Annotated in this window: 14 protein-coding genes; 3 read left to right on the plus strand and 11 right to left on the minus strand. The window is 51.8% G+C overall.

The genetic code is table 11. From position 1 onward, the window contains the following. Nucleotides 1–2 precede the first annotated feature (2 nt). Together PVA01S_RS13875 and PVA01S_RS13880 are read right to left on the minus strand one after the other, a co-directional pair. A complete protein-coding gene (locus PVA01S_RS13875; protein ID WP_127608106.1) occupies nt 3–872 on the minus strand; it encodes a DUF6282 family protein in 870 nt (289 codons plus the stop codon). A gap of 20 nt (nt 873–892) precedes the next feature. Further along, nucleotides 893–1,540 carry an MBL fold metallo-hydrolase gene (locus tag PVA01S_RS13880; RefSeq protein ID WP_164751833.1) on the minus strand — a complete coding sequence of 216 codons (648 nt, stop codon included), beginning with the start codon at nt 1,538–1,540 and terminating at the stop codon, nt 893–895. A 345-nt stretch (nt 1,541–1,885) separates the two neighbouring features. Between PVA01S_RS13880 and lhgO the strand changes: the two genes are divergently transcribed. Then, nucleotides 1,886–3,079 (plus strand): L-2-hydroxyglutarate oxidase, encoded by a 1,194-nt coding sequence (gene lhgO, locus PVA01S_RS13885; RefSeq protein WP_127608108.1) that lies wholly within the window; start codon nt 1,886–1,888, stop codon nt 3,077–3,079. A 76-nt stretch (nt 3,080–3,155) separates the two neighbouring features. Here lhgO and PVA01S_RS13890 read toward each other — a convergent pair whose 3' ends face one another. Genes PVA01S_RS13890 through PVA01S_RS13910 form a run of 5 tightly spaced genes read right to left on the minus strand, consistent with a single transcriptional unit; the run spans nt 3,156 to nt 8,193 of the window. After that, nucleotides 3,156–4,298 carry a M20 family metallopeptidase gene (locus PVA01S_RS13890; protein ID WP_054796973.1) on the minus strand — a complete coding sequence of 381 codons (1,143 nt, stop codon included), beginning with the start codon at nt 4,296–4,298 and terminating at the stop codon, nt 3,156–3,158. A gap of 18 nt (nt 4,299–4,316) precedes the next feature. Next, complete coding sequence (locus PVA01S_RS13895; RefSeq protein ID WP_127608109.1) at nt 4,317–5,120, minus strand: ABC transporter permease; 804 nt, start codon at nt 5,118–5,120, stop codon at nt 4,317–4,319. Beyond that, entirely contained in the window at nt 5,117–5,974 is an 858-nt protein-coding gene (locus PVA01S_RS13900) for an ABC transporter permease (RefSeq protein WP_127608110.1), read from the minus strand. Before PVA01S_RS13900 ends, PVA01S_RS13895 begins: the two co-directional genes overlap by 4 nt. Then, a complete protein-coding gene (locus PVA01S_RS13905; protein WP_127608111.1) occupies nt 5,971–7,074 on the minus strand; it encodes an ABC transporter ATP-binding protein in 1,104 nt (367 codons plus the stop codon). The genes PVA01S_RS13900 and PVA01S_RS13905 overlap by 4 nt, the downstream gene beginning before the upstream one ends. Before the next feature lie 9 nt (nt 7,075–7,083). After that, nucleotides 7,084–8,193 carry an ABC transporter substrate-binding protein gene (locus tag PVA01S_RS13910; protein WP_127608112.1) on the minus strand — a complete coding sequence of 370 codons (1,110 nt, stop codon included), beginning with the start codon at nt 8,191–8,193 and terminating at the stop codon, nt 7,084–7,086. A 239-nt stretch (nt 8,194–8,432) separates the two neighbouring features. Here PVA01S_RS13910 and PVA01S_RS13915 point away from each other — a divergent pair, with 239 nt between their 5' ends. Next, entirely contained in the window at nt 8,433–9,191 is a 759-nt protein-coding gene (locus PVA01S_RS13915) for an IclR family transcriptional regulator (protein WP_127608113.1), read from the plus strand. 318 nt (nt 9,192–9,509) lie between these two features. Further along, the gene (locus PVA01S_RS13920; RefSeq protein WP_127608114.1) at nt 9,510–11,255 is read left to right on the plus strand and encodes a methyl-accepting chemotaxis protein; all 1,746 of its coding nucleotides are present in this window, start codon (nt 9,510–9,512) and stop codon (nt 11,253–11,255) included. 125 nt (nt 11,256–11,380) lie between these two features. Here the strand turns inward: PVA01S_RS13920 and PVA01S_RS26640 are convergent, their stop codons facing one another. The 4 genes from PVA01S_RS26640 to PVA01S_RS13935 all read right to left on the minus strand — a co-directional run bounded on the left by PVA01S_RS26640 (nt 11,381) and on the right by PVA01S_RS13935 (nt 16,478). Beyond that, nucleotides 11,381–11,521, minus strand: coding sequence for a hypothetical protein (locus PVA01S_RS26640; RefSeq protein WP_155615095.1), 141 nt, complete (start codon nt 11,519–11,521; stop codon nt 11,381–11,383). A 54-nt stretch (nt 11,522–11,575) separates the two neighbouring features. Beyond that, complete coding sequence (locus PVA01S_RS13925; protein ID WP_164751834.1) at nt 11,576–12,061, minus strand: helical membrane plugin domain-containing protein; 486 nt, start codon at nt 12,059–12,061, stop codon at nt 11,576–11,578. After that, nucleotides 12,036–15,014, minus strand: a complete 2,979-nt coding sequence (gene fdhF, locus PVA01S_RS13930; RefSeq protein WP_127608116.1) for a formate dehydrogenase subunit alpha — start codon at nt 15,012–15,014, stop codon at nt 12,036–12,038. The genes PVA01S_RS13925 and fdhF overlap by 26 nt, the downstream gene beginning before the upstream one ends. Nucleotides 15,015–15,182: 168 nt before the next feature. Further along, on the minus strand, nt 15,183–16,478 hold the full coding sequence (locus PVA01S_RS13935) for an ammonium transporter (RefSeq protein WP_127608117.1): 1,296 nt from the start codon (nt 16,476–16,478) through the stop codon (nt 15,183–15,185). Nucleotides 16,479–16,709 lie beyond the last annotated feature (231 nt).

A 16,709-nucleotide genomic window follows, 5' to 3' on the forward strand; every position in this document is an offset into this window, starting at 1 on the left:
ATTTAAGTTAGCCCGATTAATTCAGCCGGGTTGGAACAGGCCATTTGTTCAACCTCTTTTTCCGTCAAACCGTGCTCCAGCAAGATTTGTATGAAATGGTTATACCCTTCCGTAGGCGTCGGATGATTCGCTTGGCCAAAATCGGTTTGCAGGATGCATTTATCAAGCCCGATCTGACGAATGCCTTGAACAAGCTCATCCGGCTCGATCGATTTCCACAGCGGCATCAACGTTAACATGGACTTCTCTACATAAGCGCCCATTTTCACTAATTCAATTTGGAGAGACAGGTCCATCTTATTAATTTTCAAATCGGGATGGGCGACAAGCACCTTCTCAACCCCTCGTGAAACGGCTGCTTCCACGACAATCCGGGTTTCCAGAGGGGATAAATGACCCGTAGCCAATACGGCCCCGCTGCCCTTAATTAAATCGATAATGTCATAGACAACGGGAAGCAAGCGGCCGTCTTCCGCAAGAACCGTAATCCCTTTCTGGGGCAATAAACGAATCGTCGATTTCATTTCCTTGTAGTCGCTCTTTCCCCCGTAATGCTCAAGATGATGTTTGGCCGATCCTGTGGGCATCCAGATCAATTTGGCGCCTTGTTGAATCGCCATATCAACGGCATAAGGGTTAAGACCTCCCACATACTCATTCAGAACGAGGGAACCGTAAACCTCGATTCCGTCAATCACTTTACTGACCAGTTTCGCTCTGGAAACCGTCGATTCTTCGTGCGCCTTTAATACAATCGCGCGCATCCCCGCCTTTTTCGCTTGTTCCGCCAGCTCCAAATCATTGACCGATCTGGGAAAGATGCTCGGACTGGAATGAACGTGAATGTCGATAGCACCCTTCAAATGGTTCATGAATCTCACCTTCTCTTGTCTTAAATCTTTATAGAGAATTTCTCGTCCTTCCACGGAACGATAATATCTATAACGCTTTCATTTAAGGGCACGACTTCGACCTGCTGTCCGGTTCTTCGGATCTCCAGCAACCGGTCATGGCCCGGAACGACAATGTCCGCCCATTGTTTGACGGCGTTAATACTCTCCCTGCTTCTTGCATCGTCCCATGTCATGGCAACTTCACCGGTGATCAATTCGGATATGTTCTTGACGGTGTCGGATACGAGCGCCCATTTTTTCCCTTGATAGTCCAGAAGGATCGAGTACAGTCCCGGCGTATGGCCCGGGGTATGGATCCAATTCAGTCCTTCGACGACACCCGATTTGCCGGACAATAGCGATAATCTCCCGGAATCTCTCAGCGCCGGATACATCTCGGCAGGAACGGCAAGATCGGCTTCCCCATTGTTCTCGATATGCGTTACTTCTTCTTCATGCAAATAAAAGGTCGCATTAGGAAAAAGAGGGTAATTGACAGCGTGATCAAAATGAAAGTGACTTAATAAAACCGTCCCTATATCCTCTCTGTTCACGCCTAGCTCTTGTAATCTGGTTAAAAGCGCGCCGCGCTCGTTGAATCCCACCGTATCAAACAGAATGGGCGACTTCCCCTCCTGTCGAATCAATACGCAGCTGCTCCATCCAAGAAACCCGCGACTCGAACGGCCTGGAAAGCCCTGAAACAAGAGATCAACCCGCATACTTTAAAACCACCGCTTTTCTGTTTGAGAATTGTAAATTCGGCTAACTTGTATCATATTTGTACTACAAATTGTTATTACAAATTTCCGTGATCTTGAAGACCATATTCTTTTTTTACCCCTATTTTCCCAAGCAATAAAAGAATACAATAAGATTCACAAAATGTCCATATGCAATCCATGAATAATTTTTATTTAATTTGTATGACATGCACGCTATAATTGTATTACAAGTTTATACTTATTGCTCAAGAGAAAGGTGATAAAAAAATGTACGATTATCTCATTATCGGCGGCGGTATCGTCGGTCTCTCCACCTGCTATTCCCTCATTCAAAAATATCCGCAAGCCAAAATCGCCGTCATTGAAAAGGAAAGCACCCTTGCCTTTCATCAAACAGGCCATAATAGCGGAGTCATTCATTCCGGCATTTATTACAAACCCGGAAGTTTGAAAGCCAATCTGTCCAAAGAAGGAGGCGAGCTGCTGCGCGCTTTCTGCGACCGGCATCATATTCCTTACGAGATGTGCGGCAAAGTCATTGTGGCGACCGAGCAAGAGGAGCTGCCGCTGCTGAACCGTCTATATACGCGCGCTCTTGAGAATAAACTGGATGTGTCCATGATCGATTCCGGTCAGCTCAAAGAAATTGAACCCCACGCCTACGGAATAAGAGCGATTCACGTGAAAGCAGCCGGCATCGTCAAATACAAGTCTGTTGCGGAAGCGCTTGCCAAAGTCATTCGGGAGCAAGGAGGAGACATTCATTTAAGCACCAAAGTGGAAAATATCGTAGAGGGTCCGGACCGCATTCAAGTCGAATGCTCAGCCCAAACGTTCCATACCCGCTATCTGATCAATTGCGCGGGACTGCACTGCGATCGCATCGCCGCCAACCAAGGACTCAAGCCCGGTATGAAAATCGTGCCTTTTCGCGGCGAATATTATGAGTTAACGCCTGAAAAACATCATTTGGTTAAGCATTTGATCTACCCGGTGCCCAATCCGAATTTCCCTTTCCTGGGCGTTCACTTTACCCGTATGATCGACGGCCATGTCCATGCGGGTCCAAACGCCGTGTTAAGCTTTAAACGGGAAGGTTATCGCAAATCCGATTTTAACTTTAAAGATTTTACTGAAGTCATGATGTATCCTGCCTTTTGGAAAATTGCCCGGCAGAACATCGGCGAAGGCTGGAAAGAAATGGCCCGTTCTTGGAGCAAAAAAGTGTTCGTCCGCAGTCTTCAACGGTTAATACCCGAAATCCGGGAAGACGATTTGGTTAAATCGGAGAACGGGGTCAGGGCGCAGGCGCTTACGAAGGATGGAAAACTGGTGGATGACTTCATGATCGTGAGCAATCCGCGTTCCATTCATATCCTGAACGCTCCCTCGCCGGCGGCGACCGCTTCTTTGGCGATCGGCCGGACCATTTGCGAGCGCATACCGGAACCGGTACATTAAGCTCCGCTCCTTCCTCAAGAGCAAAGCCCCGAAGAATCCTCTTCGGGGCTTTTTATCGATCCTATTTAACCGCGGCTCAGCAGCGCGCGATCAATCGCGCAAGCAAGGCGGTTCGCTGCGGAATCTCGCCGATCCGCACATATTCCAAGGGTGAATGCGCGTGATCACCGCGGGCGCCGAGACCATCGAGAGTCGGTGTGCCGACGGCCGCTATGAAGTTGCCGTCGCTGACGCCGCCGGTCGATGTCTCCTCCAGGGAGACGGCCAGCTCGCTCTGCGCAATTTCGCGGGCCAGCGCATACAACGCCCCCGCCGCCTCCGACCGCTCCATCGGAGGACGCGTCATGCCGCCCGAGACGGACAGCTCCGCGCCCGGCAGACTGGGAGCCAACGAGGCGAATACCGCTTCGATCCGTCTCGCCTCGTCCAGCGTAGCCACCCGCACATCGATTTCGGCCTCGGCATAATCGGCCACCACGTTGGCGCCGATCCCACCTTGAATGACACCGACATTCAAGGTGGTTCCGAGGGAATAATCGGTCATGCCGTGCAGCCGCTGAATGTGGCGGGCCAGCTCTTCAATAGCCGACACCCCTGCTTGCGGATTAACGCCGGCATGGGCGGATCTGCCTTTCACCTGCAGCTTATACCGGCCGCTGCCCTTCCGGGCGGTTTTCAATGCGCCGGCAGGCTCCATAGGCGGCTCCAATACGAAAGCGGCCGCCGATTGGCGCGCCGCGTTCTCGATAAACTCACGGGAATTCGGGCTGCCGATTTCCTCGTCGCTGTTCAGCAGCAGCACGACCCGTTTGTCTTCAGGGAAGCTTCCGGTATCCTGCAGCGCCTTCAAGGCGAATATGGCCTGCAGCAGACCCGTTTTCATATCGTACACACCGGGACCGTAGGCATTCCCGTTCTCGATGCGAAACGGCCGGCGTTCCGCCTCGCCGAGCGGCCATACCGTATCATAATGACCTACCAGAAGAATTTGCTTAGGTCCATGTCCTACCTCGCACAGCAGGCGATCTCCGGCAATCGGATGAGGAACGCGCTGGACGCGCCCCCCGGTCAAGCGTGTAAACTGTGCCGCATACCAATCGGCCATACGATCGTTTTGCACTTTGCTTCGGGAGGGAGAATCGATATTGACGCTCTCCTCCAATAGTTGCAGCAGCTCAGGCAAATAGGATTCGATCTGCTCTGTAAGTGAAGTTAACATGATAGTAATGCAGCTCCGTTAATGGGATTGCGAATTGGAACCGAACAACCGGTCCAGACCATATACGCGCTCCAAGAGAATAATAAACACAAGACTCAACAAAATGACGACCGACGATATCGACGCGACAAGCGGATCAAGCGTCTCCTGCATGTAGCTGAAGATGGCAAGCGGCAGCGTCGTATTGGACGGCGAGATCAGGAACAGCGACACGGTCACGTTATCGAACGAAGTCAGGAAGGCAAATATCATTCCCGACATGATGGCCGGCTTCAGCAATGGCAGGGTGATGTCCCTGAACACGTGAAACGGTTTGGCCCCCAAAATATAAGCCGCACGCTCCAGCGTATAGTCGAACGAGCTGAGCCCCGTTAAGACAAGACGCACGACATACGGAATCGAAATCAGCACGTGCGCCAGCAGCAAGCCCAAGAATGTACCGGCCAGTCCCATCCGCGTAAAAAACAACAGTACCGCGATCCCGATGATAAGCGCGGGAACGGTCAGCGGCGACAGCAGCAGACCGTTGATGACGCTGCTGCCGCGGAATTTGTACTTGTGCAAAGCAAGCCCTGCCAGCGTTCCGATGATGGTGGAAATGACAGCTGTTAAAGCCGCAAGCTGCAGGCTGAACAGGAACGAATCGATAAACTCCGGCCGATCGAATATTTTTTCGTACCACATGAAGGAGAACCCGACAGGCGGAAACGATAAATATTTAACGGACGTGAGAGAGGTAGGAATAATGACCAGCAGCGGCGAAACGATAAAAAATACGACGAAAAACGTGATCACGCCTAACGGCGTTATTTTTCTGCTCATGAAGAGAACACCTCTTTATAACGCTTCGTCTCCACCAGCCGGGTAAACAGCGTCACTAATGCGATCGTGGAGCCAAGCAGCAGAAAGGCCAGCGCCGCTCCGAGCGGCCAATTGAGCTGGGCCATGACCTTCTCATACGTAATGACCGGAAGCACCTTCACGGACGTACCGCCCATCAGGGCCGGCGTTACGAATGCGCTCATGGACAGACTGAAGACAAGCGTCGTGCCGGCGACCATGCCCGGCAGCGAGAGCGGTAAAGTAACGGTAAAGAACGTGCGCAGCCTGCTGGCGCCCAGAATGCTTGCTGCCTTATACAAGGAACCGTCAATTTGATAAAGGCTCGTCGAAATCGCCAAGATCATGTACACAATGAACGAGTCGGTCAAGCCGATAACGACGCCCAGCTCGTTATACAGCAGCTTCAAGGGCTCCTGGATCAGTCCAAGCTGCAGGAGCGTCGTATTGATCCAGCCCTTCTCCCCGAGAATGACGACCCATCCGAAATTTCGGATGACGACGCTGACCAGATGCGGGGAAATAATCAGGAAGGTGATGATCCCCCTCATCTTCCCCGTCGTCTGCGCCATAAACATGGCTACCGGGTAGCCCAGCAGGAAACAGGCCAGCACCGTTAACAGACTCATTTTAATCGTCCGCCATAAAATTTGAACATAATACGGATCCTGCACAAACAGCAGGTAATTTTCCAATGAAAAGGCCTCATGCTTATCCTGGAAACTGAGAATCAGGATATAGAGCATCGGAAGCAGGAAAACGCCCAGCACTACCGCCATCCCGGGGGCAAGCAGCAAAGCCGCGGCTCGCGTCGAACGGTTGCGTCCCTCGCTCATTGTTCCTTCACCTGCCCGGAGAATACAAATACATCTTCCGACTTCCAGTTCAGGTTGACGGTTTGGCCGGCCGCCAAGGATGCTTCCTGCTCCGCGGTTTCGATGCGGAAGGTAAGGACGTCATGGCCCACCTCAACCTCGCATTCGGTATAGGCCCCGAGGAACGAGGTCAGCTTCACGCGGCCCTGCATTTCATTATTGCTCTCCGCCCGAGCATCTGCGGTTTGCAAGTGAATTTTCTCGGGTCTGACGTAAATCGAGACCGGCTCTCCGATGGAAAAACGGCGCTCGCGCGATGGCGCTTGCAGCGTAAAGCCCGATGCCGTCTTCAACACGAGCGTATCGCCTTGAACCTGCTCGACGACGCCTTGCATCCGATTGGACTTGCCGATAAAGGTATGCACAAATTCAGACGCCGGCCGGTTGTAAATTTCCCAAGGCGTACCGATCTGCTCCACCTTGCCGTGGTCAAGCACGACAATCCGGCTCGACAAATACAAGGCTTCTTCCTGATCATGGGTAACGAAAATCGTCGTGACGCCGATTTCTTGCTGCAGCCTCTTCAGCTCATCGCGCAGCTCCTCCCGGAGCTTGGCGTCCAGGTTGCTAAGCGGCTCATCGAGCAGCAGCAGCGACGGCTCGGTAACAAGCGCCCTCGCAATGGCGATCCGCTGACGCTGACCGCCGGACAGCTGCTTCGGATAGCGGTCCGCTACATGAGGCAGCTTAACCAGCTCCAGCACCTTGCCGACGCGCTCGGCAATTTCCGCCTTAGCTACCTTGCGGAGCTTCAAACCATAGCCGACATTCTCGGCTACCGTCATGTGAGGGAAAAGAGAATACGTCTGGAAGACCATCCCCAGGTCACGCTTGTTGGACGGTACGCCGTTCATCCGTTTGCCTTTAATCAGCAGGTCGCCTTGATCAGGCTCCAGGAAGCCGGCGATCATGTTCAGCGTCGTCGTCTTTCCGCACCCGGACGGGCCGAGAAAGGAGACGCATTCGCCCTTCTCGACCTGCAGATTAAAGTTGTCTACAACCACGTTGGAACCAAATTTTTTCTGTACATTGAGCAATTCTACATCGATGCTTTTGGCCACGGGGATCACCTATTTTCCGACTTTAGGAGCTACTTCTTTGTTAAAGCGGTCAAGCCATTCCGGCGTCTTGCTGCCTACGACCTCCAAATCGAACTTCACGACCTTGTTGCGGTCAAAGCTCAGCTTCTTCGCGATATCGTCAGGCAGCTTCACGGCAGTCGCCGGGTTATAGTACAGCTTCTCGCCGTACATGGTTTGCACTTCATCCGTCAACAAGAAATCAATGAACAGCTTCGACGCATTCGGGTTTTTAGCCCCTTTGACAATGGTCGCCACGTTAGGAACGAGGTTGGAACCTTCTTTGGGAATGACAAACTGGAGATCCAGACCGGCGTCTTTCTGCACCAAGCTTCTGGCCATCGTCCAGGCGGTGTAAGCCGCCGTCTTGTTCTGCAGATTTTGCTGCAATTGCGCGGCGCTCTTAGCGAACGTCGGCATGTAACCCGCGATCGTTTGCAGCTTCTCGAAGCCCGCGTCCATATTTTTCTCCGAACCGCCGTTAGCGTAGGCAAGCATAATCAGCGCCGAGCGGCCAAAGTTACTGGAAACCTCAGCTAACGTCACATTGCCCTTCATCTCCGGCTTCGCGAGGTCATTCCACGATTCCGGCACCGGCAAGCCCTTCGCTTTGACAAGCTCCGCGTTGTACGAGATGCCCATCGGCGTGAAGTTAACGGCTACCCCGCTGTTATCCTTCACCTTGAGATCTTCGCCGACCTTCTTCATATTCGGGATATCTTTATCCGAGAGCGCTTCCCATAAACCTTCAACACGACCGGCCTCCTGCTCCCCGCCTTCGACGATCGTCACGTCAATTTGCGGAGAAGCCTTCTGTGCTTTGACCTTCGCTACAATTTCGGTGGAGACGCCGGAAACGTAAGTCAGCTTGACATCCGGATATTTCTGGTTAAATTTTTTAAAGATCTCGTCCTTCATTAATTGCTCTACGGTAGCACCGTTACCTGCGACAACAAGCTGCTTCTCAGGTTGAAGCGCTGCCGGTTCATTCGTTGTCGACGCTCCGGCATCACCTTTCGGTTGTTCCGCCGTAGAACCGCATCCCGCAAGCATAGTGCCGCACAATGCTGCAATCGACAAAATTCTTCCCCACTTTTTCATAAGAATCCTCCTTGAGAGTCGGTTTTTCGTTCACTATACATGAACGATGTTTACTATATGTGAAAAGTATATTAAAATATTATCACGCCAATACAAAAGAATGCAATAAAAAATTTAGTCGATGTCATCTTTTCTGCCACGTCGTCATTTATCTAGGAAAGCGTTACCTTTTGTGATACACTAACTTTTAAAACCCGCAAGAGGCTTCGCTTTCCCCAAATAAGGAGTTTAGATCAAGCATGGACAACCACCTTTCTTCTGTTAAAAACAGTTGCAGGCTATTGAAGCTATTTCTCGATTCCGAGAAAGAAATGGGCGTCAGCGAACTGAGCCGGCAGCTCCAGCTTTCTAAAGGGGCCGTACATAAACTGCTCATGACGCTGGAAAGCGAAGGCTTCATTAAGCAAAATCCGGCCAATAAACAGTATGCCCTCGGCTATACCTTGTTAGAGCTCGGGAATAAAGTGATTAAAAATCATAATTTGGCCGACTTCACCAAACCGTTCCTGCAGCGGCTTGCCGAAACGACCCAGGAGCTGGTTTGTCTTTGTATAAGGGACCAGCTGGACGCCATCTACGTTGAAAAAATCGATTCCCTCCATCCGATCCGCTTCAATGTAGAGGCCTACCGGCGTTTCCCCCTCTACGCAACCTCCGCCGCACGGGCTATACTCGCTTTCCAGGATGAGGCGTTTATCGGGAACGTTCTGCAAGAGAAAATCCGCACCTTCACTCCCTATTCCCTGAAGGAACCGGAGGAGGTCATGGAGCGGCTTAAACGGATACGCGAGCAAGGCTATGAAATAAGCTCCAATATGCGAAACGTAGGCGTAACGGGTATCGCGGCCCCCATCTACGATGCGGACGGCACCGTGAATGCTTCCATCAGCCTGATCGGACCTACGGATCGCGTAAACCCGTCCCTGGACACCTTCATTCAGCTCGTCGTGGAGACCACGCGTGATATTTCGTTTCAACTCGGATATCGGAACAAATGAGAAAAATGGCTGTCCTGTTCGCGGTTTTGTTCAAACCGCGCGCAGGGCAGCCGTTTTCGTTTCGGACAGAATCAACCCAAACCGTCTCCACAACCGAAACTATGGTCCTATAATTTACGTTGCGTTGCCTTACGGTACCATGCTAAAATCCTATATGTTCACATATAGGAAACGTCATTTACATATAGAGAACGATATTACGCAATAAGAAACGCTATCCGCCATAAATGTAAGCCATGTCCTCTAATCGACATTATGCCGTTTGAACGATTGTTCGCCGCTCATGTTTATTAACCCATACAAAGGAGCCCTGCATTTATGAAAACCTGGTTTAACTCCATCCAATTGACCGTCGGAAAGAAATTGTACGCCAGCTTTATCGCCATTCTCATTTTGATGTGTGTGCTTGCCTGGTTTACCACTGCGGGAATAAGAAACGTCAGCCAGAAAACAACGGAGATTACCAAGCACTGGATGGTTGGCGTTGAAATCATCAATCATATCAATTATTTAATGGAGCACGTGTTGGCCTTGGAAACGCAAAGCCTGATCGAACCCGACCCATCCGCCAAACAATCGATCAACGATCAAGTCAGTCAAACGATTAAAGAGATCGACCAGCAATTTCAGACTTACGAAAAGAAAAATACGACCGCCGAGGAACTTGATTTATTGGTCAAAATGAAAACGTCCTGGAGCGATTACATTTCCCTCCATACGCAGTTCGTACAGTATTCCGCGAAAGTGAACCTGGTCAGCGGGGCCCAGAAAGATGGAGATTCAATTATCCGGTTAATTCAGGAATCGCAGCAGGTTTATAAAAGCATGAAGCTGGATATGGACAAGTTGGTCCAATTGAATCATGACGGGGCGTTACATGCCAGCAAGTCGGCCGACGAGCTTTATGCCAAAAGCATTGTCACCTCCGTCATTCTTGTTGCGGCAGCCGGATTGATCGCTATGCTGCTCGCTTACCTCATGTCCCTGCACATATCCAAACCGGTTCGGCGAGTGTCCAAAGCGATGGAGCAGCTGGCCTCAGGCGACTTGAATATCCAGGCGTTTCATATTAAAAATCGCGATGAAATCGGAGATTTAGTCCGCTCCCTTCACGGCATGATACATAACTTCAGAGAGATGGTTCGTCAAATCCAGGATGCATCCGGGCTAGTCGCCGCATCCGCCCAGCAGCTGTCTGCGGGAGCGGAGGAAACCTCGCACTCCGCCAATCAGGTGTCTGTTGCCATGCAGGAAACCTCCGCCCGCGCCGAGCATCAGATGAGAGGTTCCGAAGAGGCCAGCAGAGCCATGGAAGAGATGTCGGGCGGCATTCAGCGCGTCGCGGAAACGTCGGGCTTCGTATCCGAGCTGGCGATGGAAACGTCGGATCAGGCCGCGCAAGGAAATGAGAACATACAGGGAGCGATCCGGAAGATGAGCTCCCTAAACCGCACGGTCGAACAAAGCGCAGCTCAATTATACCGGTTGAATGAACGTTCCGCCGAAATCGGAGAAATCGTCACCATCATACGAGACATCGCCTCGCAAACCGGCTTGTTGTCGCTCAACGCTTCCATCGAAGCGGCCCGCGCCGGCGAACAAGGGAGAGGCTTTGCCGTAGTGGCCAACGAGGTTAAGAAATTAGCCGAGCAGTCCAATCAATCCGCCGCCCGAATCGCCGAGCTGGTTCAAGCCATCCAATCGGATTCCGGGCAAGCCGTTACTGCCATGAATGCAGGGCTTAGCGAAATCCATGAAGGCACCCGATCGATCCAGGAAGCCGGCGCCAACTTCAAGCAGATCGTGTCGGCGGCCGAACATTTATCCAAGCAAATTCAAGAACTGGCCGCGTCTTCGCAGCAGATGCAGGCCAGCGGCGAAGAAGTAGCCGCTTCCGTAACGGAGATGGCCCACATTGCCAAGCAATCGTATGAAAGCACGCATCATGTCGCGCTCATCGCCCAAGAGCAGCTGACGGCTATGGAGGAAATCGCAACGACGACCTCCTCCCTGTCCCGGATCGCTGATCAATTGCACCAAGTATCCGCTAAGTTTAAATTTTAGCTTCTGCCGAGCCTGACCCGCATGTCCCTGCGGGTCAGGCTCGTTTGTTTCACGCCTGCGGCTATTTCACCCGAAAATATTCGTTTCTGCATATACCTTAGCGGTATATTTAGCAGCCGGCTCCTTTAGTTGTCTTCATGCGTCGGAACGAACCATTCGGGCTGCTGCCGGTCCTTCCGGCAATCGGCACATAGGTGAAGATGAGCCTGCAGCGTGGCGCCTTCCGCCTCTTCTTCAACTCCGCAAACCTCACAAACCATCGGCATACGGACTTCCTCCCTTCTCTCTTCTTAACGCGTCCTTCATGTCGGGCGTTGATGTCAAGGCGACTTCTTGCTCAATCCCTTCCCCATTCCCTGCAAAAAGCCCATCATCATGGACAAGGAGACCCGCACTTCGGGTTTGCGCAAGGATTGAACGATCCCCCATAACCCTTGTTTGGGGTCCGGTTCCGGTCGTACCGCTTGATTTACCCCTTCGCTTAAGCCTTGCAGGATCGCCCCGAGCTTGGCCGGATCCAATTGGGTTAACAATTGCACGGCTCCCATTCCATTCTTGATCATCCGATGAGCGCCGGGTTTATTCATCTGCTCCATGCCGATAGCGGCAATTTGCTTGCTGTTTTTTAACAAACCCTCGACCGCGTCCAGAATGCCCAGCCGGTTTAACTCATCCAGGATACTCATTACTTTCACAAGCGGTTCGGTACGGTTCGCCGCTTCCTTCATCATGTGCCGGATCGCTTGCGCCGTTTCTTCCTCCTGATCCGGTACCGGCTTATCAATGTCCGTAATCGCTCTGGCCATGCGTCTCCCCCCCATCGATAAGTTCGGGAATCGGAATATAGTCAGCCCGCTTCCATTTCTCCTCAACCTTCACCCCGATTTGCGGTACGCGGTTTCCAAAGCGATGGTTCACGCGCGGCAGCGGCCGCTCCCCCTTAGGCTTCAAGACCTCCATCTTCACGCTCATTTCTTTAAAGCTCGGCGTATGGGTGACCCGATCATGGTAACTGCTTGTCAGACGGTTTACAGCCGAATCATCGGCGAATGAATTCATCGTCAAATATAATTCGTTGCCTTTCACCCGGTCCGTTACTTCTACCTTGACCTTAACTTCGCCATACGGGGAGGTGAGACGCACTAACGCTCCGCTCTCAATTCCGCGCTCCTCCGCAAGTTCCGGGGATACCTCCAGCCACTCGCTCGGCACCTTATGCGAAATTCCTTTCGATTTGTAGGTCATATTGCCTTCATGAAAATGCTCGAGTATGCGTCCGTTGTTCAAATGCAAATCGAATTCTTCCCCAGGTTCAAACGGCGGCGTCCACGCCACCGGAAACAGCCTCGCCTTTCCTTCCGGCATATTAAACCGTTCGGTAAAGAGCAGCGGCGTATCGACCCCGCTTGCCGCAACCGGCCACAGCAAGCTGCTCCAGCCTTCCAGCCGCTCATAGCTGACTCCGGCAAATACAGGCGCCAGCGCAGCCGCCTCCGCCATGATTTCACCCGGATGCGTGTAGCTCCATTGCGCACCAAGCCGGGCCGCAACCTCCTGGATAATTTCCCAATCGGGCTTCGATTCCCCAAGCGGCTCGAACACCTTGTAAAAGCGCTGAATCCGCCGTTCCGTGTTCGTGAACGTTCCGTCCTTCTCCAGACTCGGCGCAGCCGGCAGGATGACATCGGCGAACTGGGCCGTCTTCGAGAAGAAGATGTCCTGCACGACGAAGAAATCAAGCTTCTCGAAAGCGGCATGTACATGATTCGAGTTGGAATCGACAAGGGCCATATCTTCCCCGAATAAATACATCGCTTTTAGCTTACCGTCATGGATGCTTTCAATCATCTGGTGGTTGTTCAATCCGGGATGTTCGGGAAGCTTCACGCCCCAAGCCTTTTCATACCGGGCTCGGACATTCTCGTCCTGCACCGCTTCATAACCCGGAAACCAGGCAGGCATCGTGCCGAAATCGCAAGCCCCCTGCACATTGTTATGTCCCCGCAGCGGATAAGCCCCTGTACCGGGTCGGCCGTAATTTCCGGTAATCAACAGTAAATTGCTGATCGCCGTGCTTGTATCCGTCGCCCCCATATGCTGGGTGACCCCCATAGCCCATAATGCGCAAACCGATTCGGCTTCATGGATCATCACGGCCAGCTGCACCAGCTCTTCCCGGGTTAGGCCCGTTCGTTCCTCCGCATATTCCAGCGTATACGGCTCAAGCGATCGAACGTATTCTTCAAGACCGTTCACCCGTTTCTCCAAGAATGCCCGGTCCGCCCAGCCTTGATCGATGATATATTTGGTAACCGCGGACAGCCAAACCAAATCCGACCCCGGCTTAGGCCTTAGGAAGACATCCGCCCTTTCCGCCAATTCGTGTTTCCTAAGATCGATCACCGCCAGCTTTTGGCCATGCAGCTTGTGGGCACGCTTAACGCGCGTTGCCAATACGGGATGAGATTCCGCCGGATTGGCACCGATCACCATCACTAACGAGGCACTCGCAATATCACGGATCGTGCCCGAATCGCCTCCGATTCCAACCGTGCGCATCAGTCCCGCCGTTGCCGGAGACTGACAATATCGCGAACAGTTGTCGACATTGTTGCTTCCCATGACAGCCCGGGCAAACTTCTGGAAAATATAGTTCTCTTCGTTGCTGCATTTGGATGACGCAATATAACCGATCGAGTCGGCACCGTGCGTATCCTTTATGGCCGTTAATTTCTGTGCGATCAACGTGAGCGCCTCATCCCACGTGGCTTCGACGAACCGGTCCCCCTGCCGGATTAAGGGCTTGGTCAGCCGTTCTTCGCTATTCACAAAATCCCATCCGAATTTACCCTTGATACAGGTTGAAATACCGTTCACCGGCGCTTCCTCCTGCGGCTCGATTTTGAGAATTTTACGGTCTTTGGTCCACACCTCAAAGCTGCACCCGACGCCGCAATAGGTGCACACCGTTTTCGTCCGCTTGATGCGGGATTTTCTCATCGCCGCTTCCACTTCCGATATCGCGAAGATTTCCTGATATCCGGGCTCAACCTCTTTGGTAAGGTCAATCATCGGCATTAGAATGTCATCCGGAATTCCCGTCAAATATCCAGCCTCTCCCAGCATTGTTTTCTCCATAAGCGCGTTGCACGGACATACGGTAACACAGTGTCCGCAGGAAACGCAGGAGGACTTATCGATGGGGACTCCGTTATCCCATAAAACTCTTGGTCTTTCGAGACTCCAGTCGATCGTCAACGTTTCATTCACTTGAAGATCCTGACAAGCCTCGACACACCGTCCGCACAGAATGCATTGATCCGGCTCATAGCGGTAAAACGGATGAGAGTTGTCCGGAGGATACGGCTTAGGAGTAAATTCATACTTCTGATGCTCGACTTGAAGATATTCCGCCGTATTATGAACCGTACAATTGCCGTTGTTATTATCGCAAACCGTGCAATACAGCTCATGATTATGCAGAATCCGCTGCATAGCCTCGAGCTGGGCTTCTTTAGCCCGGTCGGACACGCTGTTAACCTTCATTCCCGGCTTGGCTGCCGTCGCACAAGCCCGCTGCAAGACACCGTCCACTTCCACCATACAGGTATCGCACGATTGTATGGCCCCCAAATTCGTATGATAACAGACATGAGGAATGTAGTATTCGTGGGCTTTGGCTACTTCCAAAATACTTTGATTCGGGGAGCAGCTATAGTTCTTGTCGTTAATCTGTATGGAGAACGTTTGCTCCTTCATCCTTTATCGCCGCCTTGTCATGATGGATTTCCAATCCCATAAAGCTCTAGCGATAGGATTTCCTATGACAGGAAACTTATACCGTTAACCAAAGGCCAGTGAGCTGAAAAAAAGGGCTGCCCCTCCGTCATCCAGGATGACTTGAGGAACAGCCCTTGTTTTACATCATTATACCGATTGGTTCATTTGCGGAATGACACGTTTGTCGGATTGAGCTTTCAATTGTTCCGGATAGCCGTAAGTGCCATGCTCGCTCAAGTCAAGGCCGATCGTCTCTTCTTCTTCCGTGACACGCAATCCGATAACAGCCTTCATCACGGAAAGAATGACGTACGATGCAACAAAAGCAAAGGCTCCGCAAACCAGCACCCCAAGAGCCTGAACCCCCAATTGCTCGAACCCGCCGCCGTAGAACAGGCCGGCTTTACCAACTCCGACTTTCTCCGCCAATTCCGGCGTGGCGAATAAACCGTTGGAGAGCGTTCCCCAAACACCGGCCGTCCCGTGAGCGGAAAGCGCGTAAATCGGATCGTCGATACGAAGCTTTTCAAACATCCGCATACTTGCAAAGACGACGATACCGGCAACCAGACCGATGACGATAGCCGCCCAAGACTCAACGAATGCGCAGGAAGCCGTAATCGCGACTAAACCGGCCAAGGCGCCATTCAACATCACGGAGATATCCGCCTTGCCATTAACAGCCCAAGCAATCAATAGTGCGGCAATAGCACCGGCAGCCGCGGCGAGCTGCGTATTGATCGCGACAAAACCGAAGAAGCTTCCGTCGCCGACCGCAATCGTACTGCTTGCATTAAAACCGAACCAGCCCACCCACAGCAGCATCACGCCGAGTGTGGTAAATACCTGATTGTGCCCCGGCATATCGTTCGGAGTACCGTTCTTGTTATATTTGCCGAGCCGCGGTTTCAACAAGAGGGTGGCTGCCAAAGCAGCCATCGCGCCGGTCAGATGGACAACCGTCGATCCGGCGAAATCTTGCTTGCCGTGCTCAGCCAGCCAACCGCCGCCCCAAATCCAGTGGGCAATAACGGGATAGACGACAATGGAGAACAAGACGGCGAATACCAGATACACGGAAAGCTTCGCTCTTTCTGCAAACCCTCCCCATGCTACGGACATCGATATCGCAGCAAACGCCAACTGGAAAATAAACATGACCGTCGGGGCTACCGTGCTGCCTTCCGGAACCTCCTTAACATCGAAGCCGAAGTAATCGCCCCAACCGATCCACGCATTACCTTGCGATCCGAATATCAATGCGTAACCTACCGCCCAAAAAACCAACGAGACGATGCCGAGCGTAAAGATCGTTTTTCCGGCGATGTGGCCGGCGTTCTTCATCCGGGTCGACCCGGCTTCCAGCATGACAAACCCGCTTTGCATGAAAATAACTAAAATAGCACCCAGCATGACCCAAATCGCATTCATTCCCAATTCCATACACGTCAACCTCACTTTAACTAAAATAAATGAATTCGAAATCCTTGATTAACTTTCATAATTAACGGTAAGCCGTGTATGTATTTTATGACATGAAAGTATGTTATGTCAATATTATTAACATAAAATATTAACATTCATGCCAAAATCGCCTCGAATCGTTCGGATTTTATCTATTTAGTGGTAAAGTATTGTGAATAAATGACACATATATGACATGAATATACAATC

Origin of the sequence: Paenibacillus validus NBRC 15382, assembly GCF_004000985.1 — a bacterium.
GTDB classification, from domain to species: Bacteria; Bacillota; Bacilli; order Paenibacillales; family NBRC-103111; genus Paenibacillus_G; species Paenibacillus_G validus.

Bases quoted from the DNA above. Each gene is read 5' to 3' on its own strand.
- PVA01S_RS26640 (WP_155615095.1), bottom strand. From the start codon at position 11,521: ATGCCGATGGTTTGTGAGGTTTGCGGAGTTGAAGAAGAGGCGGAAGGC.
- PVA01S_RS13915 (WP_127608113.1), top strand. From the start codon at position 8,433: ATGGACAACCACCTTTCTTCTGTTAAAAACAGTTGCAGGCTATTGAAG.
- fdhF (WP_127608116.1), bottom strand. From the start codon at position 15,014: ATGAAGGAGCAAACGTTCTCCATACAGATTAACGACAAGAACTATAGC.
- lhgO (WP_127608108.1), top strand. From the start codon at position 1,886: ATGTACGATTATCTCATTATCGGCGGCGGTATCGTCGGTCTCTCCACC.
- PVA01S_RS13910 (WP_127608112.1), bottom strand. From the start codon at position 8,193: ATGAAAAAGTGGGGAAGAATTTTGTCGATTGCAGCATTGTGCGGCACT.
- PVA01S_RS13890 (WP_054796973.1), bottom strand. From the start codon at position 4,298: ATGTTAACTTCACTTACAGAGCAGATCGAATCCTATTTGCCTGAGCTG.
- PVA01S_RS13900 (WP_127608110.1), bottom strand. From the start codon at position 5,974: ATGAGCGAGGGACGCAACCGTTCGACGCGAGCCGCGGCTTTGCTGCTT.
- PVA01S_RS13920 (WP_127608114.1), top strand. From the start codon at position 9,510: ATGAAAACCTGGTTTAACTCCATCCAATTGACCGTCGGAAAGAAATTG.
- PVA01S_RS13875 (WP_127608106.1), bottom strand. From the start codon at position 872: ATGAACCATTTGAAGGGTGCTATCGACATTCACGTTCATTCCAGTCCG.
- PVA01S_RS13925 (WP_164751834.1), bottom strand. From the start codon at position 12,061: ATGGCCAGAGCGATTACGGACATTGATAAGCCGGTACCGGATCAGGAG.
- PVA01S_RS13895 (WP_127608109.1), bottom strand. From the start codon at position 5,120: ATGAGCAGAAAAATAACGCCGTTAGGCGTGATCACGTTTTTCGTCGTA.
- PVA01S_RS13935 (WP_127608117.1), bottom strand. From the start codon at position 16,478: ATGGAATTGGGAATGAATGCGATTTGGGTCATGCTGGGTGCTATTTTA.